Origin of the sequence: Anaerococcus hydrogenalis DSM 7454, assembly GCF_000173355.1 — a bacterium.
Classification (GTDB): domain Bacteria; phylum Bacillota; class Clostridia; order Tissierellales; family Peptoniphilaceae; genus Anaerococcus; species Anaerococcus hydrogenalis.
The window spans coordinates 23,968-47,300 of record NZ_ABXA01000002.1 but is presented as its reverse complement, the minus strand read 5'-3'; the positions used below and the strand labels follow the sequence as shown (position 1 = coordinate 47,300).

Below are 23,333 nucleotides of genomic sequence, written 5' to 3'. Positions count from 1 at the left end.
AAGTAATAATTCTGTCGTCTTTTTTTTATGCTCAAAATTAGGAGGTCAAAATGGTAAGGATAAGAAGCCCCACTTAAAACAATTTAATATATAAGACATTTAGCGATTGAAATATAAGTTCAGTCGCTTTTTTAATTGAAATTTATGGATTAAGGAGAAGAAATTAATGGATAGAGAAATGATAAATATTAATGCAAATTTAGTTAAGGAAGCTGAATTTTCAGAATTTGAAAAAGATGGAGAAAGTGTTCAAGTAGCAAATTTTGCTCTTGTTAAAAAATATGGAAAGGGCAAAGAATATACAAATTGCTCAGTATATGGACAAAAGGTAGAAATTGTAAAAGAATTTGAAAAAGGAGATCTAATCCATGTCTTTGGATATTTCAAAGAAAATAAAAAAGGAGATAAGGTCTACAAAAATTTTATAGTTAAATCACTAAACAAAATAGAAAATAAGAAAGAAAACGAGGAGGAATAATATGGAATTTTTTACAGCTGGAGTTGGAGTTTTAAAGACACTTGTAACTGCAATTGGTGCAGGTTTAGGAGCATGGGGAGTTATTAACTTAATGGAAGGTTATGGTAATGATAACCCTGGTGCTAAATCTCAAGGTATTAAGCAGCTTATGGCTGGTGGGGGAATTGTACTAATCGGTATTAAATTAATTCCACTACTTGCAAATGCTTTAAATTAGGAGAAAGTCTATGTTTGGTATCTTTGACAAGCTAACTGAATTTTTTAAGGATATGCTACTCGGAGGTATCAAAGCAAATCTTGAGTCCATGTTCTTAGATATAAATGACAAGGTAGGAGTTATTGCAACTGATGTTGGTAAAACACCAATGGGTTGGAATGGAGAAGTATATAACTTCATAAAAAACATTAATGATAATGTTATTGTTCCAATAGCTGGTCTTATAATAACAGCAGTTTTATGTATTGAACTCATAAATATGGTTATGCAAAAGAATAATATGCACGATACAGATACTTTTGAGTTTTTCAAATACATTATAAAGATGTTTATAGCAGTCTACCTTGCAAGCCATGCCTTTGAATTTTCAATGGAAGTCTTTGATGTGGCACAAAATCTTGTAAACAAAGCGGCAGGGGTAATCACTACTTCTGCCACTGTTTCAGGAGATCAGATAGTTGCAATGGTTGATACATTAAAAGAAAAAGAAATAGGTGAGCTTTTAATGATATTAGTTGAAACAAGCCTAGTGAGGATTGCCATTCAATGTATATCTTTAACTATTACCTTAATAGTATATGGGCGTATGTTTGAAATATATGTCTACTCATCAGTATCATCCATACCATTTGCGACTATGGGAAATAAAGAATGGGGTCAGATTGGAACAAATTATATCAAGGGACTTTTTGCCTTGGGACTACAAGGTTTGTTTTTGATGATATGTTTAGGTATCTACACCGTTTTAATAAGAACGGTACAGATTACAGATATTCACGCAAGCTTGTTTAGTATATTAGGATATGCTCTACTACTTGGACTTATGATGTTTAAGAGTGGAACAGTTGCAAAAAGTATTATGAATACGCACTAGGAGGAATAAATGTTAAAAAAGAAAAATTGTGCTTTATTAGGACTTGGAATTTTATTGGGAGGAACTTATGAAATCGTAAAAGAGAAGAAAAGAAATGAAGAGATTAGAAACTTAAAGAAAAGAATAAACAGACTCGGAAGATGTCACAATGAATTTGTTATGTATCAAGGAGAATACAATGACAGAAATGAAGAAAAACAAGAAGAATTAGAAGAAAGAATTAGCTACCTAGAAGAAGAAACAACATCTAATTATGACCATATACTTGAACTTTCTAAAGAAGAAGTAGAGGGAGATTAAAATGGCGTATGTACCAATACCAAAAGATTTGGACAAGATTAAAACAAAGGTTGCCTTTAACTTAACTAAAAGACAACTTATAGGTTTTTCTGTGGCAGGATTAATTGGCATACCAATCTATTTATTTATGAAGAAATATCTACCTAATGATGTTTCAATCATTGTAATGCTAATAGTAACCCTGCCAATCTTTTTTATAACCTTATATGAAAAAGACACCTTAACTTTTGAAAAGTATTTTAGATTTTTCTATCTTCATAAGTTTTATCAACCAACTAAGAGAATAAGAAAGGAGGCATACCTTGAAGCAAAGAAAAAAGCAAATCAGCGACTTAAATCTAAGGGAAAAACAATTAAAAAAAGACCGAAAGGAAGTAAGAAGGCTAAAAACAAAGAAAGATCCAACAAATAGTCTTCTAAGTGTACTTTTAAATAAAGAGAAGAAGAGATTTACTGTTGAGGATACAATTCCATATATAAGAATGTTACCAGAGGGCATTTGCCAGTTAGATGAAAAAAATTATTCAAAGACAATTTCATTTCAAGATATAAATTACCAGTTGGCATTGGAAGAAGATAGAGATTTAATCTTTAACCAATTTGCCAACTTTTTAAATTCTTTTGATCCAAGTGTACACATCGAACTTTCATATGTAAATCAATTAGGAAGAAATAAAGACCTACAAGATGCAATTAAAATTGCTGATAAGGGAGACTTCTATGACGATGTAAGAAAAGAGTTTAGGGAAATGTTAAAGCTTCAACTTGCAAAGGGCAATAACGGACTTAAAAAGATGAAGTATATAACTTTTACCACAGAAGCAGATAACCTAGAGCAAGCAAGAGCAAAGTTAAATAGACTTGAAGTAGATATTTTATCTAACTTTAAATCTATGGGAGTAAGAGCAGAAAGCCTTGATGGCGAAGAAAGGCTAAGACTTGTTCACGATATGTTAAATCCAGACAAGAACTTTGGTTTTTCATATAAAGATTTGAAGAAGAAAGAGTCTACAAAATCACATATAACTCCCAATATCTTTAATTTTGCACCAGCAAATAATTTTAAATTTGGGAAATACATTGGAGCAGTAAGTCATTTTCAAATACTTGCAAGTGAGTTATCAGACAGAATGTTATCTGAGTTTTTAGACATTGATGACAATATTTATGTAGCTTTTCATATAGATGTAGTTGAACAAGCAGAAGCTATAAAACTTATTAAGAGAAAGAACACAGACCTAGACAGAATGAAAATAGAAGAACAAAAGAAAGCAGTTCGTGCAGGCTATGATATGGATATTATTCCTTCAGATATAAATACTTTTGGGGCTGATGTTAAGTCCATGTTATCTGACTTACAAAATAGAGATGAAAGGCTCTTTGTAGTTACCATAGTAATGATGAATTTTGCTAGAACTAATCAAAAATTAGAAAATACAATTGCTCAAATATCATCAATTGCTAACAGACATAATTGTCAGGTAAAAAGATTATCTCATCAACAAGAACAAGGACTTGTTTCTGTCTTACCTCTAGGAGTTAACCAAGTCGAGATAAAAAGATTTTTAACTTCATCATCAACGGCAGTATTTATGCCTTTTACAACAGAAGAGCTATTTATTGATTCGGCAAATTCTTTGTACTATGGATTAAATGCCCTTAGCCAAAACTTGATTATGGCAGATAGGAAGAAACTCAAGAACCCTAACGGACTAATATTAGGAACACCAGGTTCTGGTAAATCTTTCTCGGCAAAGAGAGAGATGGCAAATGCAATTCTTGTCACAGATGATGATGTAATTATTTGTGATCCTGAGGGCGAATATTCAAATCTTGTAAATCAATTTAATGGAGAAGTTATTAAAGTTTCAGCAAAGTCAAAGGACTACCTAAATCCACTAGATATTAATATGAACTATGGAGATGGGGACGCGCCTTTAAAGGATAAGGCAAACTTCATAATGTCTATGCTTGAACTTGTAGTAGGAGGATCTGGTCTTACTGCTGCAGAAAAATCTGTTATAGATAGGTGTTTACCAAAGATATATCAAAAATATTTTGAAGACCCCAAAGCCAGAAAATATGCCTATATTAGGAGATTTATACGACATGCTCCTATCTCAAGAAGAGAGAGTTGGTAGGAAACTCGCAACAGAAATGGAAATTTATGTCAAGGGAAGTCTTAATGTATTTAATAATAGGTCAAATGTTGATCTAAATAGGCAACTGCTCTGTTTTGATATAAAAGAGCTAGGAACACAACTTAAAAAAATAGGTATGCTTGTAATTCAAGACCAGGTTTGGAACAAGGTTTCCCTTAATAGAGGAAGCAAGTCTACAAGATACTATATAGATGAGTTCCACCTTTTATTAAAAGACCCACAAACTGCTTCATATTCAGTAGAAATCTGGAAAAGATTTAGAAAATGGGGTGGTATTCCAACAGGTATAACTCAAAACGTAAAAGACCTTTTAACAAGTCAGGAAATTGAAAATATCTTTGACAATACAGACTTTGTTCTAATGTTAAATCAAGCATCTGGAGATAGAGATATACTTGCTAAGAAATTAAAAATATCGCCTTATCAGTTAAACTATATTACTAATTCAAATGCAGGTGAGGGACTATTATTCTTCGGAAATACTATTGTTCCATTTATAGATAAATTCCCTAAAGACACCATGTTATATAAGCTAATGACAACAAAACCAGAAGAAGCTAAGTAGGTGTGATATGGATAAAAAACTAAAAAAAGATTTTCAAAAGAAAATTATACGAAATAGGGACGCTCCTGAAAAGAATCTTGAAAGTAAACTTGTTCATTCAGATGATTATACCAATAAGATAATTAAGACTAAGGATAGGTTCGGAGATAAAATTTCAGAAAAAGAATCTAAACTTATTCATGAGAATGTATTATCTAAAGATCAAAAACAAGATAAATTAAAAGATTTTCAGAAGTCTAAAAACAAGGAAAGAATCAGAAAAGAAGTTTTAGATAATAATAAGGCTGGAGAAACAAAACAAGCTAATCTTGAAATAAGGACAGATGAAAGCTTTAAACTTGATGAAGACTTAGATGTAGACTTTAAAAAAGTAAATTTTGATAGTGGAAACAATAGAAATATTAATTCTAATAAATTAACAACAGATGATATTTCAGCTAAGGCTCAACCAATGAGTAATAAGAAGGCATCAAGTAAAAGACAAGTTCTCAAAAATTACGAAGATAAACTTATCCATAGTAAGGATAAATTCCAAAACAAAATTAACGAGAAAGAGTCTAAGAGAATCCAGACAAGTGAAGATAAACCTATCGAAGCAAAGAAAAGCAAGAGAATATATAGAAAAGATAAGCTTGTTAAAGATGAAGTAAGTAAGAACGAGAGTAATGCTAATATCGATAAAAAGCAAAAGCAGAAGCTTTATCAAGAAAAGAAGTTTAGAGATAAGGGAAAAATTTCTAAAGAAATAGATAAAGAGAGTAAGCTAAGTGAAGTTGATACAGATAAAACTTTTGATAATCCTGAGTTTAAAGACAATAATCTTGAATTTATAAAAGATGAAAAAGAAACAAGCCTTAAACCTTCAGAACAAAAGAAAGTTAATAAAAAGAAGACTTACTATAAGAGAAAAAATTATGAAAGTGATAAATTCACTCGAAAGAAAATTGATGACTTAAAAAATGAATCTAAGAAAGCTACACCGAAAGATTCTAAGAAAGCACAAGATGTTAAAGATTTTATCTCAGATAAAAAGATTGGAGAGCTTGAAAAGTCTAAAAGTAAGCTAAAGGATAATATCTTAAAGAATAAAACTAAAGGAAGTCTATCTTCTGGGGTTTTATTATCTGGAGCTAAGTCTTCAGAATTAGTGAGAGATTATTTAAGTTCAGGATCTGACAATACTGGTGTAGAAACTGGAGAAAAAGTCGCTAATGTAAGCTCTAAACTCCAGCATGGAATAAGGAAATATAAGCTAGAAAAAAAGAAAAAGTCCTTAAAAAAGCTATCTAAACTTGATAAGAAAATAAGAAAGAGAAAAAGCAAGTTGGAGTTTAAAAGTGGCTTGGAGGATTTAAAAAAGTCAGATGCCTATATTAAGAAAAATAGATTTAAGAAGTTTTACCAGAGAAAGCAAATGAAGAGCATGATAGCTAAAAAGCACGAAACAAGACTCGTAGATAGAGTTAAAAAAGCTATTTTAAGTTTAGGTAAGGCTTCTAAAGAGCTAATAGTAAGAAAAAGTAAGATGGTTCTATTTCTAGTAATAGGGCTAGGTCTTATGCTATCAATCATGATTGGTGGTGGAAGTGTTGGTATGAGTGGATTAAGCAACTCTGTTAACTCAGTAATGACAACAACATACCTATCACAAGATACAGTTCTAAGTGAAGTTAATCAAGAATTTTCATCAATGGAATATGACCTACAATCACAAATCGAAAGTGTAAAAACAAGTCATCCTGGATATGACGAATATATCATAAATAAAGAAGGAGAAATTGGTCATAATACCCATGAACTTTTATCCTATGTAACTTCAAGATGCGGAGAAGTAAAATCAGCATCTGAAGTAAAAGGAATTTTAAAAGAACTTTTCGATAAGATGTATAAGCTTGATTTCAAGGAAGAAATTGAAATTAGAACAAGAACAGTAGCAAGAACTAGATATGATAGTCGTGGTAATCCTTATACTAGCTATGAAAAAGAAGAGTACGAATATAAAAAGTTAATTGTAACTTTAAAGAAAAGAGAAATGGATGAAGTTGTTAGGGAAATATTTAAAGATTATCCAGACAATGTAGTTCATTATGAAGCTCTTCTTGAAGCTAAGGGAAATATGGGAGATGTTTTTGGATCAGGTAATGGGGACTTAGGAGAAATAGTAGATAATCCAAACTTTGGAAATCCTGGTCTTGCTTTTGATTCAGCCACTGCCAAAGCCTTATTTAATGAAGCAGAAAAACATATAGGCAAAAGATATGTGTTTGGAGCAAGTGGACCATCTAACTTTGACTGTTCAGGTTTTGTATGTTGGTCATTTACAAAGTCTGGTGTAAAGAGAATGCCAAGAACAACTGCATGGAGAATATACAAAGACTATTGTAATCCAGTAAGTCCAAGTGAAGCTCAACCTGGAGATATTATATTTTTCCACTCAACATATAACAGTGGAACACCAATATCTCACGTAGGAATATATGCAGGTAACGGAATGATGATTCACGCAGGAGATCCAATTCAATACACATCAATAAATTCAAAATATTGGAAATCACACTTTTATGGTTTTGGAAGACCAAGATAGAAGGGAGACATTATGTGAATAGAAAACTTATAAGTATTAGAAATAAAAGAAAAAATAGAAGAGAAATTAAAAGATTTAAATGCAAAATACAAGGAAATTTGCGATGAAGAAATACAAGTTGAAAATGAAGAAATAATTGTAACTCTTAGGAGGAACAATATTAGCTTGGAAGAATTAATGGAGAAAATCAATGATAGAAAAAGAGAAGAAAAATTAAAAGAAAAGGAGAACATTCATAATGAAGAAATTTAATACGAACAGACTAAGAGCCTTTTTTATGGCTCTTTTATTAGTTTTAACATCAACTGTGCATACAAGTGCATTTGCAAAGTCTGATGTTACTTGGACGGAAGATGATTTTATGTATTCCTCTGAGGGAAATATAATTGCCTTTAGTGATAAAGGCTTAGAAAAGAAAGAGAAGACAAATATTCTAGTATTTCCTGAAGGAACGAAATCTATAAATGGAAATTATTCTTTAAGTCATTCAAACGATGAACTTAGATATAAAAGAGAATTTGGACGTGGCAAACATTGGGATAAAGTAATTATTCCTGATTCTGTTAAGCATTTAGGTTATGCTGCCTTTTACGATGCAAGTATAGACGAGGTAAAACTATCAAATAGTCTAACTTATCTTGGTGGTTTAGCATTTTTCAATTGTGGACTTAGAGAAGTGACTTTACCTGATACTTTGGTAAATATTGAACATAATGCTTTTGAAAGAAATAACCTCCAAGAAATAACTATACCGAAGTCTGTGAAGACAATTGAACAGTATGCTTTTTCAAGAAATAAATTGCACACTATAAAAGTTTTAGGCAATCCAAATATTAACAGTAAGGGAGTATTCCATAATCAAGAAGTTGAGTATAGACCAAAACAAAATCCATTTTACGAAAATCATTTTGGTTTCAACGGAAATCAAGGATTCAAATCTATTCCTAATGGATTAATGTTTGAAAATGGAGAGTTTGTCTTTGATAAGAATGTAGATAGTGTAGAACTTGAATTTGATTATAACAATGATATGTATCAAGGAAAGATGACTATTTACAATCCAAATAAATATTCCATTGATACTCAAACAGATTTAACAGGACAAGATATTGATGAAAAGGACAATAAGATTGATGATTTAACTAAAAACATTAAGGATTTAGAAAATCAGATCAAAGACTTAAATGATAAGAAACAAGAAGACCAATCAAAGATAGATGAATTAAAGGAAAAGTTAGAATCTTGCAAAGATAATGGAGAGAAACTAAAACAAGAAAAAGCTAAGCTAGAAGAAGAGATTAGAGATAAAGACAATAAGATTGCTCAATTAAATAAAGAAATTGAGGATCTTAAAAATTCTAATAATAATGATGAACTAATAGCAGAAATTACTCAGCTTAAAGATGAACTAAAAAGATTACAATATGAAAATGCAAAACTAAAAGAAGATTATTCATCTACAAAATGGGAGTTAGAAGCTGAGAAAGAAAAGACCGACAAAAACGAAAATAAAATCAAAGAAATGCAAGAAAATCTCGAGTCTTTAGAAGAGGAACTTGCAAAGAAGACTAAAGAAATTGAGGATAAAGATAATAAAATTAAGGACTTAGAAAAAGCTCTTGATGAAAAAGATAATAAGATAAAAGAATTAGAGAATAAAAAGAAAGAAACAGAAAGTTCTAAGTCAGAATGCTTTAAGAAAATTGAAGAGCTTCAAAAGGCTATTGATAGCTTAAAAGAATCTTCTGAAAATACGAAAAAAGAATTAGAAGAGAAGATTAAAGAACTAGAAGAAAAACAAAAAGCTTCTGAAGAAGAAATTAAAAAGCTAAAAGAAGAATTAGATAAGAAAATTGAAGAAGCAAAGAAATTAATTGAGGAATCAAATAAAAAAGCTAAAGAAGAACTTGAGAAACAAGCTAAAGATGAAAAAGACAAAAATCTAAACCAAGACTTATCTAAGAAATTAGATGAACTTCTAAAACTCCAAAAAGAAAACAAAGAGAAGAAAGAAGATAAGAAATCTCAAGATAAGAAGTGGGATGAACTTTTGAAAGCTGATGACAAGAATATCCTAAATCAATTTGATCTTAATAGGATGAAAGAGCAAGAGAAACAACATGACAAAAAACAAGTTAAAGATGAAAAAGAATTTGCAGTTTTTCAAGTAGACAAAAACTTCTATAACATTATCAACAAAGATGGTAAGACAACAGTCTATATGGATGTAAAAACTTATGTGGATCAAGGAAGAACTATGATTCCAGTAAGATATATTGCTTATACTCTAGGTTTTAATGTTGAGTATGACAACTCTACTCGTGAAGCTATTTTCTCAAATAAAGAGAATAATATCCTAGCTAAAAAGACATTAAGACTAAATATTGATACTGGTGTTATGAAAGATTCAGATGGAAAAGTCTACAATTCAGATGTTAAGCCAGTGATTATAAATGGAAGAATTCATGCTTCAATTTCAAATATTGCTAAAGCTTTTGGAGCAAGTCATGGAGATATTAAAGATGGCAAAAACCAAACAATAGAATGGGATAATGCAAGAAAAGCAGTCTATGTATTTAAAAATGTAAAATAAGAAAGGATAGAAAAATGAATAAGAGTATTAAACGAGGAGTAGCCATAGCGTTACTCCTTTTTACATTTACAGTACCAGCAACTACATTTGCTATGACAAATGAAGGGCAAATAGAAAGTCAAAACGAATCAATCTATGAACCACAAAAAGAAGAATTTGAAAAAATGTTAAAAGATGATGTTTTTACACCATCAAAAGAAGAAATTCCTTATCAAGATGTTCCAAGAATACCAGGAAATACAAGTGAACCAAATAAGCCTTCAAATAATCCTCCAAAGAAAACCCCACTTGTAAAAGGGGGTAATACAAAGGCAGTAAATAGTCTAGCAACTGGGGAAAATAAGGCAAGAGGTTCAGTAATTGAAAATGTAGATAGGAATGGAAAAGATATTACACCAAGTGGAGATACAGAAAAAGATAAAGAAAATCCAGTAGATGTAAGACAATTTTTAACATTTCAAACCAAAAGTGGAAAAACTATGCACTTAATAGTGGATCACTCATCAAATCAAGATAATGTAAGGCTATTGACAGAAGTAGGAGAGCAAGACTTACTTAATATGATTGAATCAGAAGATAAAAATACTATAAAGGTTGAAGAACCTAAGAAAGAAGAAGTAAAAAAAGAAGAACCTAAGACTGTTCCAGTAAAAGAAGAAAAGAAAAGTGGGATAGGTTCATTTCTAATTGTTGCACTTGTAATTGGAGGAGTTGTAGGAGCAGGATATTATTTTAAGGTAGTCAAAGCTAAGGAAGATAAAATGTTGGAAGACTTTGAAGAAGATGATGAGGATTATATTAGTGAGTCAGAAGATGATGACGATGATGAAACTCACGAAGAATCTTTAGATGAAGATGATGAACTATTATAAATCTCAAGTCCTATTATCGAATAAACAATACAAAAATATGGTATAATTAAGTATAATATTTGCCAGAGAGGAGGGATACTTTGAACTTAAAAGACTATCTAGGAGAAACAAATCTATATGACAAAAAAGAAAAATTAGAAAGGAACAAACCAAAGTCTTGGTTAAAATCTGTGTCAGCCTTTGCTAATGGTAGAGGTGGGAAGTTAATATTTGGAGTTAAAGAAGATAATACAATTCTTGGACTTAGTGACTATCAAGAAGTTTCTGAAAATATTTCTGAAATCATAAAAACTAAAATGGATCCGAATCCAGAATTTGATATGGAAATCAAGGAAATTGATGGAAAAGTTATATTGATTTTAAGTATATTTGCTGGAAAAAATACTCCATACTTTGTAGTAGATGGTGGAACGAGAACAGCCTACAAAAGAATAGGAAATCAAAGTGTCTCTGCAAGTCGAATTGATCTTTTTAATTTGTCTTTAAAGGGAGAACATATAAGTTATGATTCACTTCAATCAAAGAAAAAACTAGAAGATGTAAGCTTTAAGGAATTTAAAACCGAGTACAAAGAAAGAACGGGAAAAAATTTTGAAGAAAAAGATTTGAAATCTTTTGGACTTGTAAATGATGAGGGAAATCTAACCATAGCAGGAGATTTATTTGCAGATAACTATCAAGTTTATCAGTCAAGAGTATTCTGTACTAGATGGAATGGGCTTACTAAAGCCAATGGGAGAATGGATGCCTTGGATGATATAGAATTTGAAGGCAACATTATTTATCTGCTAAAAGCTTCTTTAGACTTTGTAAAAAGAAATTCAAAAAAGATGTGGAAAAAAGGTCCAGTTTATAGAATAGAATATCCAGAATATCCTGAAAGGGCAGTCCAAGAAGCTCTAGTAAACGCACTAATCCACAGAGATTATTCGGTAATTGGCAGTGAAGTCCATGTAGATATCTATGATGACAGACTGGAAATATACTCTCCTGGAGGAATGTATGATGGTACATTTATTCAAGATATAAATCCGCTAGATGTATCTTCCACAAGAAGAAACCCAATTATAGCGGATGTATTTGCTAGCATGGATTTAATGGAAAGGAGAGGATCTGGACTTAGAAAAATCATAGAAGCTTATGAGGCTGAAGAAAATTATAAAGAAGAATTAAAACCAGAGTTTAAGTCAACAGAATCTTCATTTACTACAATTTTAAAGAATTTAAATTATGACGCCCAAAATGCCACTCAAAATGACGGTCAAAGTGAGGGGCAAAATGAGGGTGAAAATGAAGGTCAAAATGACGGTAAAAAGTTAAAACCAAAAGATAGACGAAATAAGATAGTGAAACTTATGAAAGAAAATTCAAATATAACAACAATTGAATTGTCTCATATATTATTGGTGTCTGTAAGCACGATAGAAAGAGATTTAAAAATTCTCACAGATGAAAAAACAATCGAGTATATAGGTAGTGCTAAAGATGGATATTGGAAAGTAAACAAATAAAGTTAAAAAAGAAAATAGAATTATCCCGAAAATAATACGATATTCGGGAGAAATATTTTGAGCGAGAGAGAAATCTTTCGCTCTTTTTTTATTTATGGAGGTATTAATGAAGTTAGTAATAGCAGAAAAGCCAAGTGTAGCAGTTACAATTGCAAAAATAATTGGAGCAAGAACAAGAAAAAACGGATATTATGAGGGGAATGGATACATTGTTTCTTGGTGTGTAGGTCATTTAATTCAAATGGCAAGTCCCGATAAGATAGACGAAAAATGGAAGAAATGGACAATAGAAAACCTTCCTATAATTCCAGAGGACTATATTTATGAAGTATCTAAAAGCACTAAAAAGCAATATGGAGTTTTAAAGAAGCTTTTAAACGATAAGAACATCGACACAGTAATAAATGCTTGTGATGCTGGAAGAGAGGGAGAACTTATTTTTAGGCTTGTATATAATCAAGCTAAATGTAAGAAGAAAATTCAAAGACTTTGGATATCTTCAATGGAAAACAAAGCTATTGAAGATGGCTTTAGAAATCTTAAAGACGGAGAAAACTTTGAAGACTTATATAGATCGGCAAGTGCAAGAGCAATTGCGGATTGGCTGGTAGGAATGAATTTAAGTAGGCTTTATTCTTGCATTTACAAGGAAACATATTCAGTCGGTAGAGTACAAACACCAACTCTATATTTAATAGCTAAAAGGGATAGTGAAATAAACCTGTTTAAGAAGCAAAAATATTATACAGTTGACTTATCTTATGAAGGATTGAAACTTGTATCAGATAGAATTGATAAAATTGAAGTTGCAGAACAACTATTAAACTTGCTAGAAGATGAAATAGTTATTACAGAGGTAGAAAATAAAGAAGTAAGCACAAAACCAGATAAGCCTTATGATCTCACTACCTTACAAAGAGAAGCGAATAAATATTTTGGATATTCAGCGAACGAAACTTTAAACTTAGCACAAGGTTTATATGAAAAGAAGTTAATCACATATCCAAGAACAGATAGTAGATATTTAACCGATGACATGGTTAATACTATGAAAGAATTATTAGAAGGACTTGAAGAAGATTTTAAGATAAATGAATCAAACTTTAAGTCTATTTTTAATTCATCTAAGGTTACAGACCACTATGCAATTATTCCTACTATATCAGGTATTGGAAAAGCCAAAGGTTTATCTGATAAAGAAAGCAAAATCTATAATCTAATTAAGAATAAATTACTTGCTTCATGTTCGGATAACTTAAAGGAATCTAGTAGAAAAATTAGATATGAATATGATAAATTTAACTTTAATGCAAGTGGCAAGACTATAATCGATGAAGGTTATGCCAAGTATTTAAAGCCTTATGGGAAGGAAAGACAAGAAAATGAATTACCAGATGTAAAGACTGGAGATAAAATTAAGCTAAGTTCTAAAAATATATCGGAGAAATTTACCAAAGCTCCAAGTCATTATAATGAAGATACACTTTTAAAGGCTATGGAGAATGCAGGAGTAGAGTCTTTGGAGAAAGACATAGAAGTAGAAAGGAAAGGTTTAGGAACGCCAGCTACAAGAGCTGGAATTATAGAAAATCTTATCCATAAGGATCTTATAAGAAGAGATAAGAAAAATCTACTTGTAACAGAAAAAGGTAATAGGCTTGTATCAATTGTAGAGGATAAGTTTAAATCAGCAGAAACAACATCTGAATGGGAAATGAAACTTGCGAAGATAAGCTCAGGTGAGGTTGATAAAGAAGACTTTTTACGAGAAATCGAAGATAGTATAAGGGATCTTGTAGATAGGTACAAGAATAATCTAAATGAATAAGGTAAAAATATTAGAGCTTTTCGGTGGCATAGGTGCTATTAGAAAGGCTTTTATTAATTTGAAGATACCTTATGAAGTAGTTGATTATGTAGAAATAGATAAGGCTTGTGTTAAATCATATAACGCACTTTATGGAGAAAACTATAAGCCAAAATCAGTAGTAGGATATAAAATACCTAATGAGAAGATAGACTTAATTATGCATGGAAGTCCTTGCCAAGACTTTTCAAGAATAGGAAAAAAGCAAGGAGGAGTAAAGAATTCAGGAACTAGATCAAGCCTACTATTTGAAACAATTAGAATAATTAAAGAAATGAAAGAAAAACCTAAATGGATAATTTGGGAAAATGTAAAGGGAGTCCTTGATAGAAATATGAGGGACTCCTTTTTTATTTATCTAAAAGAACTAGAAAACCTTGGATACGAAAGCAAGTATGAAATCTTAAATGCAATGGACTTTGGGATACCTCAAAAAAGGGATAGGATATTTGTTGTTTCATGTCTTGGAGCAAATAACTTTTCTTTTAATAAATTGGAGAGGAAAGAAACAAGCCCACTAAGTGAAATTTTAGAAAAGAATGTAAGTGAACTTTATACAATGACCCAACCTTATATGCTGAAATTTTTAAATAAAGGTATAGATAACAGTTTTAGAGGGCGACTAAAAGTGATTAAAGATTTTTCTTATACTATTTCTACAAAACAGATGAGAGTACCTAATTCTGGAATAATAGATATTGGAAATGGTCAGTATAGGTATTTAACAGAAAGAGAATGTTTAAGACTTATGGGTTTTGATGATATTGATATTGACAAACTAGAAGAAGTACATCCAAAAAGAAAAAATTGCACTTCAAGCAAACTATATAAGCAGGCCGGCAATTCTATTGTGGTTGATATTTTAATGGCTATTATAAAAGAAATTCATAGAATGGAGGTAGGAAATGCAAGTAAATGATTTTAAGAATATACAAGAAGCAATAAAGTATGAAGTTTTGCAAGATGAAAAAGAATATTTAAAACTCTTAAAAGTTATAGGCAATAATCAGAAATATGATTTTTCTAGCCAACTAAGTATATACAACAAAGAACCTGAAGCTAGAGCTTGTGCGACTTTTGATATGTGGAAGAAATATTTTGGCAGAGTTGTTATGAGAGGTCAAAAGGGTATTCCAATTTTAGTTGGAAGTGATGTAAATCAAAGAATTTCATATATTTTTGATGTTAGTCAGACCACATCAATGGATAGGAATATTAATGAAGTTAGCTTATGGCAGTTTGATCACGAAAACCATAACGAGGCTTTAAAAGAAATAATAAGTGATTTTTCATTTGAAGCTAGTGATTCACTCAATGAAAATATATTTTCTTTAAGTCGAATTTATGGAGATGAATATATTAACTTGGCTCTTGCTGATTTGAGAATAGATATAGAGGATAGACTGAGTTTTGAAAAGTTTATGAGAGACTCAATATCCTATTCGGTAGCTAATAGGTTTAATACAGCCTATCCTATGGATATGGAAAATTTAAAAAATAATTTTTCTAGGATTAATACAATTTCTTTAGAGCAGATAGGTCTTGTAATATCAAGGGTTAGCGAAAATATTATAGATAGAACAATAGAAAAATCTAAGGAAATGGATCGAGCTAGGCTGCTGACAGAAAGGGCCGCTGCCGACTATAATAGAGATAAAGAAAATATAAATGAAGATAGAGGAGGTCAAAATGATTTATATAGACGAGATGATAGGTCAAGAATTAGAGATGGACGAGTTTTCACAGATGGAAGCGACAGAGGAAATAGCGATGAAGATCGAAGAGAAAACCTTGGACATGATGGAGAAGGATCTGGAATTTATGGAGAAATTTCCGAATCCAACATACGCAGTTCTAAGACTGTCTTATCTAGTGGGAAGCGAGGACATGGAGAACTGGAAGAAACTTCAGAAAATGTACGAGGAGAAAACACTTTTGAACCATCTGAAGGAAATTCAGAATCAGGCAGTAGACTTTATCAAGAGAGAGAAAATCAAGATGATGAAAGCACAAGGATTGACAGAGAAGATGAAAAGAGAGAATCCAGAAGAATACCAAGGACAGATGAACAACTTGATGGCAACAGTGAAGAAAATGGCAATCAAGGAATACGTGGAAGCTTAGAAAATGAAATAAGCCAAGAAAAGGAAGCTGATGAAGCTTCTTTTTTTGATGGCAAAAACACTGAAAATAGAAAAGACTACTGGATTGTAGAATTTAATGAAAACCACGAATTAGTTCCCGATTATAGTGGGCAGATAGTAACTAAAGACTTAATAAATATCCTAAGACAAAAGGATATAGATGTAAAAGACCATAATCAAACTCATGGAGAAAATGAATTTGGAGAAATGACAGATGATTATATCGGATATTTCAAATTCTATTTTGACCACTATATAGATGGCGAAGTTGTCGAACACTATAGGATTGACCTTGGTGATGGTGAAGAAGTAAATGAGCGTGAATTTTCATATTTAGAAGAACAAGTTGCACTAAGTGAGGAAAAAGCTTCACAAGAAGAAGTTAAGGAAAAGATAGAACCTAAATTTAAGATAGGTGATCAGGTTAGATATAAAGATAAGGACTTCACCATTACAGATTTTGATGAACTAAGTGGAGGACTTAAAACCGTCACTATCAGAGATAATATGGAATATATGGGAGGTATGATTAGGGGTTCGGAAGTAATTCCATATAGAAACGATTCATACCTTGAAGAAATCTTTGAAAATCTAAGTCAAACACGAGAAAAACTAGCAGTAAAAGTTGGAAAAGAATTTATTTTAGAAGATGAGAATACCTTTGATGGAATTAACTTAATTGAAACAGGAACTAAAGTAGAAGTTAATGGAGAAGAATTTCCCTTATATAAGGGTGAAACATTTGAAGAAAGTAGAAAGATTGATGATCTTTTAGATAGTGGAAATTATGAGATATACAAATTATCTGAGCATGAAAAACAAATTGAAAGACAAGTAGAGCAAGAAAGCTTTATTGATAACTACAATCCTGAAATTGATCAAATGATGGATAAATACAATGTGCCTAGGGAAGCAGCCGAAAACTTATTGAGGGGTAAAGAAGATTTAAAAAATTTAGGATATGAACCTAATAAGGAAAAGTTAAGTTTTGCTAGAAATTATGACTTGAAAAATCATATCTACTCGGAATACCTAACACCATCAGAAAAGTTAGATAAAAATATAAAAGCTATTAAAATGCTAAAAAGACTTGAAAATGAAAATAGGAGTCCAAGAGAGTATGAACAAGCCTATCTTGCTGACTATCTAGGTTGGGGAGGTCTTGCTGATGTCTTTGATGAAGAAAAGGGAGGTCAATGGCTTGAAGCAAGGAATATTTTAAAGGAAAATCTAACAAATGAAGAGTATTTGAATGCTAAAGAGTCTACTCTAACATCGTTTTATACACCTAGAGAGGTAATGGATGGAATATATAATACCATAACAGATATGGGATTTAAGACTGGGAATATCCTTGAACCATCTGCAGGAGTCGGTAATTTCATTGGTAATATGCCAAGTGAAATGAAAGCGTCTAAAATTTATGGAGTAGAAAAAGATAGTCTAAGCGGAAGAATAGCAAGAGAGCTTTATCCTGAAGCTAATATTCAAATTAAAGGCTTTGAAGAAACAAACTTCTCAAATAACTTTTTCGATTTAGTTATAGGAAATGTTCCCTTTGGAGATTTTAAAGTTAACGATCGTGAATATAACAGAAATAACTTTCTGATTCACGATTATTTTTTTGCAAAGTCAATAGATAAGGTTAGGAATGTAGGAATTATTGCCTTTATAACCTCATCTGGAACTATGGATAAAAAAGATGAATCTGTTAGAAAATATATTAATGCAAGATGTGAGTTTTTAGGAGCTATGAGGCTTCCTAATACAACATTTAAAGGACTTGCTGGTACAGAAGTTACTTCGGATATTATTTTCTTAAAAAAGAGAGATTCAGTTATTGAAAGAGATGACGATTGGATACACCTAGCAACTGATAAAAAGGGTTTGACTTATAATAAATACTTTGTAGATAATCCTCAGATGGTATTAGGAGATATGAAAGAAGTATCTGGAAGATTTGGAAATACTATTACTTGCGATGAAAGAGAAGATGAAAATTTAAAAGATTTAATGGATCTTGCAAGTAAGGAAATATCTTCAAATTCAAAATATGAAGAGGTTGAGCTATTGGAAGATGAAGAATTAAGTCTTCCAGCAACAGATGATGTTAAGAATTTTTCTTACACCATTATTGATGAAGAGGTCTACCTAAGAGAAAACTCAGTCTTAATAAAGCAAAATATATCAGATAAAAACAAAGAAAAGATAAAAGATTATCTTGATGTAATGAATGCTTTGAAAGATGTAATAGAAAAGCAAAAGGATGATTTTTCAGACGAGGAAATAAAGGAGTCGCAAGCAAAGTTAAATGAAGTCTATGATAACTTTTCAAAAAAACATGGCTTTATTAACTCCTTATCAAATACTAGAGCCTTAAAGGAAGACTCAAACTTTCCTTTGGTATCATCAATAGAAATACTTGATGATGAGGATAATTTCAAAGCTAAGAGTGATATATTTTCAAAAAGAACAATAACAAAGGCAAAGGTAGTAGACCATGTAGATACTTCTCTTGAAGCCTTAGTCTTATCAGTTTCACAAAAGGGATATGTAGATTTTGAATATATGGAATCTATCACAAGTAAAGATAGGGATACTTTAATCGGTGAGCTTGAGGGCGAGATTTTTTTAGACATTAAGGACACAGACCTAATAAATAACAGAATGCCCTTTGAAAACTTTGACAATGACGATCCATTTCATTTTTCATATGTATCGGCTGACGAGTATTTAAGTGGCAATATTAGAGAAAAAATTGGCTACCTCAATTCATATATCGGAGAAATTGAAAATGTAATAGATTTAGCAGCTTCTGAAAAGAAAGACACATTATTAAACGAGTTGGGCAAACTCAAATATCAAAGAGAAAAATTACAAGAAGTTATGCCTGAAGAACTTACGGCTTCTGATATAAATGTAAGGCTAGGAGCAACCTGGATACCTCAAAAAGATATAGAAGACTTTACTTTTAACCTTTTAAAAACACCAGGTTATGATAGGTGGAATATAAATGTTAGGTTCTCGCCACACTCAAGTGAATGGAATATTGAGGGTAAAAGTGTTGACTCGACTAATGACCTTGCTAACATGACTTATGGTACAAGTAGAGTAAATGCCTACAAGCTAATTGAAAATGCTCTTAATCTAAAAGATACAAAGGTATTTGACCAAGTAATAAATGATGATGGTTCTAAGACTTCTGTATTAAACAAAAAAGAAACTATGCTTGCAAGTCAAAAGCAAGAACTGATTAAAGAAGAATTTAAGAATTGGATATTTGAAGATCCTGATAGAAGATATAGGCTAGAAAAGATTTATAATGAAAAATTTAACTCAATTAGAAATAGAGAATTTGATGGCTCTAACTTAACTTTTGATGGAATGAATACTGAAATCAGACTACGAGAACATCAGAAAAATGCCATAGCAAGGACTCTTTATGGTGGAAATACACTACTTGCCCATGTAGTAGGAGCAGGAAAAACTTTTGAAATGGTAGCTTCTGCTATGGAATCTAAAAAGTTAGGACTTGCAAGTAAATCATTATTTGTAGTTCCTAACCATCTAACCACTCAAATTGGTAGGGAGTTTATGCAATTATATCCGTCAGCAAATATTATGGTGGCCGATAAAAAAGACTTTCAACCTAAAAATAGAAAAAGATTTATTGGTAGGATTGCAACAGGAGAATATGATGCAGTCATCATAGGACACTCTCAATTTGAAAAAATACCAATGTCCAAGGAATACCAGGTAAGGCATATACAAGACCAAATAGATGATATAGTTTCCTTTATTGATGAGAACAAAAGAAATAGAGGAGAAAATTTCACAGTAAAACAACTGGAAAAGACAAAGAAGAAACTCTTGGTAAGACTTGAAAAGCTAAATGATGACTTTAAAAAGATGATGTAATAACCTTTGAAGAACTAGGAGTAGATAAGTTATTTATAGATGAAGCTCATAATTACAAAAACTTATTCTTGCATACCAAGATGAGAAATGTTGCAGGTATCGGTCAAAGTGAAGCCTTTAAGTCTTCAGATATGTATATGAAATGTAGGTATATGGATGAAATGACAGATGGAAAGGGAGTTGTATTTGCTACTGGTACACCAATATCAAATTCAATGACAGAGCTTTATACCATGCAAAGATATCTTCAATATGATGATTTAAAGGCAAGAGGATTAGAACATTTTGATGCCTGGGCTTCTACCTTTGGAGAAACAGAAAACACTTTTGAATTATCTCCAGAAGGCACAGGATATAGGCAAAAGACAAGATTTTCAAAGTTTTATAACTTACCAGAATTGATGAGCATGTTTAAAGAAGTAGCAGATATAAAGACTTCAGATATGTTAAATTTGCCAGTACCAGAAGCAAATTTTGAAGTTATTAAAACGAAACCTACTGAGGAACAAAAAGAAATATTAGAAGCTATTTCAGAAAGAGCTGACGCAGTTAGAAATAACCAAGTAGAGCCAACAGAAGATAATATGTTAAAGATTACAAATGATGGTAAAAAACTTGCCCTTGACCAAAGATTAATAAATCCACTACTTCCCGATGATCCTAATTCAAAGGTAAATGTATGCGTTAAAAATATCTTTTCGATCTGGGATAAGACAAAAGAAAATTCATCGACCCAATTAGTATTTTCAGATATGTCCACACCAAAAGGAGATGGAGAATTTAATATCTATGATGATATTAGAAATAAGCTAGTGAATATGGGAATACCAAAAGAAGAAATAGCCTTTATCCACGAAGCAGATACAGACAAACAAAAAGATGAATTGTTCTCTAAGGTAAGAAGAGGAGAAGTAAGAGTATTATTAGGCTCTACTCAAAAAATGGGAGCAGGTACAAATGTACAGAACAAATTAATAGCCTTACACGATTTAGACGTCCCATGGAGACCGTCTGACCTAGAGCAAAGAAGTGGTAGAATTGTTCGTCAGGGTAATGAAAATGATAAGGTAAATATCTTTAGATATGTAACAGAAAATACCTTTGATTCTTATTTATGGCAGACAATAGAGAATAAGCAAAAATTCATATCTCAAATTATGACAAGCAAGACGCCTGTGCGTGTAGCAGAAGATGTTGATGAAGCAAGTCTATCTTATTCAGAAATTAAGGCTTTAGCTACTGGTAATCCTCTGATTAAAGAAAAAATGGATTTAGATAACGAAGTTACAAAACTAAAAATGCTTGAAGCAAACTACAAGTCTAATAAATACAAGCTTGAAGATAAGGTAAATAAAATTTATCCCCAAAGTATTTTAAAAACTGAAATGGAAATAAAAGCAGTTAAAGAAGATATTGCAAATATTGAGAAATTAGGAGAAGGAGATAGCAAATTCACATCAATCAGTCTTGGTACAGATAAAATTTTAGATAAGAAAGAAGCTGGAGAGAAATTATTAGAAGAAATAAAAAAAGTAAAGATAAATGATAGCAAGGTCATTGGTAAATATAGAAATTTAGACTTACAAGTTTCATATAACTTTATGACTAACACTCACACCTTTAAACTTCTAGGAAAAGCAGAATACTTCGGAGAGTTTTCAAACTCTATTGATGGTAATATAACAAGGCTTGATAATGCCATTGAAAAAATGCCTGTAAGACTTGAAAGGTTAAATCAAAATCTTGAAAACTATAAAGAATCTTTAGAAAATGCCAAAGTAGAATTGACAAAACCATTTGAAAAAGCAGATGAGTTAAGGGATAAGATACTAAGACTAGCTGAGATTAATAAACTTTTAGATATGGGAGAAGTCGAAGAATTAGAAAACCAATCACCATTATTAGAAAATTTAAAGAGGGCGATAGTCGATTATTCTAACTACGAGTTTTCAGAAACTAATAGTTATGAAGACTTTGACAAACTATACCCTGATTTAAGTCATATAGGACTTGCCTATACAGAAACACCAGATGGTAAGCATTCTATCCAATATGAGGTAAATTTGGAAGAAAAAACATGGACTCAGTATGTAGATAATGTTGCTATTAGAGCAGAATCTTTTGTAGAAGAAGATATATCTAATTCACAAGCTATTAAAGATATGACCGAAGCCATAAAGATGTCAAGTTTTGATGATCTGGTATCAGTAGATGAAGAAGATTTGAAACAAGCTCTAGGACTAGAAATAGATGATGATGGAAACTTCTATGATCCACTAGCAAAAGATCTTGATAATGATGGAATACCAGATAGGTATGACAATGATTTTAAAGATAGTGATTACTTTGAATCAACTTATGATGTAGAGGATAATCTTCACGCAAGGGAAGAGAAACCATCAATATTGGGACAAATATCCAAATTCAAATCAGAAGAAGAAAAAGATAAAAATCAAGAAAAAAGTGAAAAAGGACAAGAAAGATAGAGGAGGGCGAAAGGCTCTCCTTATTTAGTACAAGGAGGAAATTATGGAATACAAAGATATTAGAGAAAACTTAGAAGAAATGATGAATGATAACTACAAGGACTTTATAAAAGCACTTGTTAGCATAGAAAAGGGTGTTAATGATGAAAAGGCACTTGAAGAAGTCTATGTTTTATTTATGATCAAAGACACAACAGGTCTATTAAATGATGACTTTGACTATATGATTGATGATATGAAAGAACAAGGTAAGATTGTTGAAAATACCAATGAACTTGAAGAAAAAGACAATCTCATAAATCTCGTTGGTAATATAGCTGGCAAAGTAGAAAATCTTGAAAGAGAAAATGCTAATGGAGAAAAGTTCAAGGTAAGCAACTTTTCAATTGTTTCAAAAGATGACGATGGGAATAAAATTTATACCAATTGTTCAGCCTATGGAGATAAGACAAAAGATTTAGAGAACCTAAAACAAGGAGATTTTGTTAAAATCTTCGGACAAGTAAAAACAAGCATTGATAACAACGGAAAGGAACATAAAAATGTTCGTATTTTGTCTTCTAAGCTCTTAAAAGCAAAAGAACAAGTAAAGAGTCAAGACAAGGATAAAAAGTCCATATTAGGGCAAATAAAAAGCTTTAAGACAGATGAGAAATCTAAATCAAACAAGAAAGACCATAGCAAAGGTACAGAGAGATAAATATCGGCAGTCTTCGGACTGCCTTTATTTTTTTGTCATATGTAAATAGATTGTATAATGGT

At 31.3% G+C, this 23,333-nt stretch carries 12 protein-coding genes and 3 pseudogenes; all 15 read left to right on the top strand.

Features of this window, described 5'->3' with window-relative positions:
• The first annotated feature begins 166 nt into the window (after positions 1-166).
• The 15 genes and pseudogenes from ANHYDRO_RS00380 to ANHYDRO_RS00310 all read left to right on the top strand — a co-directional run bounded on the left by ANHYDRO_RS00380 (position 167) and on the right by ANHYDRO_RS00310 (position 23,271).
• Positions 167-478, top strand: coding sequence for a hypothetical protein (locus ANHYDRO_RS00380; RefSeq protein WP_000373442.1), 312 nt, complete (start codon positions 167-169; stop codon positions 476-478).
• 1 nt (position 479) lies between these two features.
• Positions 480-695 (top strand): Maff2 family mobile element protein, encoded by a 216-nt coding sequence (locus ANHYDRO_RS00375; RefSeq protein ID WP_000394204.1) that lies wholly within the window; start codon positions 480-482, stop codon positions 693-695.
• A gap of 10 nt (positions 696-705) precedes the next feature.
• Complete coding sequence (locus ANHYDRO_RS00370; RefSeq protein ID WP_004812229.1) at positions 706-1,569, top strand: VirB6/TrbL-like conjugal transfer protein, CD1112 family; 864 nt, start codon at positions 706-708, stop codon at positions 1,567-1,569.
• A gap of 9 nt (positions 1,570-1,578) precedes the next feature.
• Positions 1,579-1,869, top strand: coding sequence for a hypothetical protein (locus ANHYDRO_RS00365; RefSeq protein ID WP_004812227.1), 291 nt, complete (start codon positions 1,579-1,581; stop codon positions 1,867-1,869).
• A gap of 1 nt (position 1,870) precedes the next feature.
• On the top strand, positions 1,871-2,281 hold the full coding sequence (locus ANHYDRO_RS00360) for a PrgI family protein (RefSeq protein ID WP_004812226.1): 411 nt from the start codon (positions 1,871-1,873) through the stop codon (positions 2,279-2,281).
• A pseudogene (locus tag ANHYDRO_RS00355) lies at positions 2,172-4,596 on the top strand (VirB4-like conjugal transfer ATPase, CD1110 family). Before ANHYDRO_RS00360 ends, ANHYDRO_RS00355 begins: the two are co-directional and overlap by 110 nt.
• A gap of 7 nt (positions 4,597-4,603) precedes the next feature.
• Positions 4,604-7,180 carry a CD1108 family mobile element protein gene (locus ANHYDRO_RS00350; RefSeq protein ID WP_004812222.1) on the top strand — a complete coding sequence of 859 codons (2,577 nt, stop codon included), beginning with the start codon at positions 4,604-4,606 and terminating at the stop codon, positions 7,178-7,180.
• Positions 7,181-7,194: 14 nt separating this feature from the next.
• Positions 7,195-7,432, top strand: a pseudogene (locus tag ANHYDRO_RS00345) (hypothetical protein).
• Positions 7,419-9,773: a leucine-rich repeat protein gene (locus ANHYDRO_RS00340; RefSeq protein WP_004812218.1), complete on the top strand. Its 2,355-nt coding sequence runs from the start codon at positions 7,419-7,421 to the stop codon at positions 9,771-9,773. The pseudogene ANHYDRO_RS00345 and the gene ANHYDRO_RS00340 overlap by 14 nt, the downstream one beginning before the upstream one ends.
• 14 nt (positions 9,774-9,787) lie before the next feature.
• Positions 9,788-10,645 (top strand): CD1107 family mobile element protein, encoded by an 858-nt coding sequence (locus tag ANHYDRO_RS00335; protein WP_004812217.1) that lies wholly within the window; start codon positions 9,788-9,790, stop codon positions 10,643-10,645.
• A gap of 80 nt (positions 10,646-10,725) precedes the next feature.
• The gene (locus ANHYDRO_RS00330) at positions 10,726-12,156 is read left to right on the top strand and encodes an AlbA family DNA-binding domain-containing protein (RefSeq protein WP_039913596.1); all 1,431 of its coding nucleotides are present in this window, start codon (positions 10,726-10,728) and stop codon (positions 12,154-12,156) included.
• A 106-nt stretch (positions 12,157-12,262) separates the two neighbouring features.
• Complete coding sequence (locus ANHYDRO_RS00325) at positions 12,263-13,984, top strand: DNA topoisomerase 3 (RefSeq protein ID WP_039913594.1); 1,722 nt, start codon at positions 12,263-12,265, stop codon at positions 13,982-13,984.
• The gene (locus ANHYDRO_RS00320) at positions 13,977-14,942 is read left to right on the top strand and encodes a DNA cytosine methyltransferase (protein WP_004812212.1); all 966 of its coding nucleotides are present in this window, start codon (positions 13,977-13,979) and stop codon (positions 14,940-14,942) included. Before ANHYDRO_RS00325 ends, ANHYDRO_RS00320 begins: the two co-directional genes overlap by 8 nt.
• 1,786 nt (positions 14,943-16,728) lie before the next feature.
• A pseudogene (locus tag ANHYDRO_RS00315) lies at positions 16,729-22,571 on the top strand (helicase-related protein); the annotation flags it as partial.
• A 43-nt stretch (positions 22,572-22,614) separates the two neighbouring features.
• Positions 22,615-23,271 (top strand): hypothetical protein, encoded by a 657-nt coding sequence (locus ANHYDRO_RS00310; RefSeq protein ID WP_004812207.1) that lies wholly within the window; start codon positions 22,615-22,617, stop codon positions 23,269-23,271.
• The last annotated feature ends 62 nt before the right edge of the window (positions 23,272-23,333 follow it).

Excerpts from the sequence above, each read along its gene's own strand:
- ANHYDRO_RS00380 (WP_000373442.1), top strand. The coding sequence starts at position 167 with ATGGATAGAGAAATGATAAATATTAATGCAAATTTAGTTAAGGAAGCT.
- ANHYDRO_RS00375 (WP_000394204.1), top strand. The coding sequence starts at position 480 with ATGGAATTTTTTACAGCTGGAGTTGGAGTTTTAAAGACACTTGTAACT.
- ANHYDRO_RS00370 (WP_004812229.1), top strand. The coding sequence starts at position 706 with ATGTTTGGTATCTTTGACAAGCTAACTGAATTTTTTAAGGATATGCTA.
- ANHYDRO_RS00365 (WP_004812227.1), top strand. The coding sequence starts at position 1,579 with ATGTTAAAAAAGAAAAATTGTGCTTTATTAGGACTTGGAATTTTATTG.
- ANHYDRO_RS00360 (WP_004812226.1), top strand. The coding sequence starts at position 1,871 with ATGGCGTATGTACCAATACCAAAAGATTTGGACAAGATTAAAACAAAG.
- ANHYDRO_RS00350 (WP_004812222.1), top strand. The coding sequence starts at position 4,604 with ATGGATAAAAAACTAAAAAAAGATTTTCAAAAGAAAATTATACGAAAT.
- ANHYDRO_RS00340 (WP_004812218.1), top strand. The coding sequence starts at position 7,419 with ATGAAGAAATTTAATACGAACAGACTAAGAGCCTTTTTTATGGCTCTT.
- ANHYDRO_RS00335 (WP_004812217.1), top strand. The coding sequence starts at position 9,788 with ATGAATAAGAGTATTAAACGAGGAGTAGCCATAGCGTTACTCCTTTTT.
- ANHYDRO_RS00325 (WP_039913594.1), top strand. The coding sequence starts at position 12,263 with ATGAAGTTAGTAATAGCAGAAAAGCCAAGTGTAGCAGTTACAATTGCA.
- ANHYDRO_RS00320 (WP_004812212.1), top strand. The coding sequence starts at position 13,977 with ATGAATAAGGTAAAAATATTAGAGCTTTTCGGTGGCATAGGTGCTATT.
- ANHYDRO_RS00310 (WP_004812207.1), top strand. The coding sequence starts at position 22,615 with ATGGAATACAAAGATATTAGAGAAAACTTAGAAGAAATGATGAATGAT.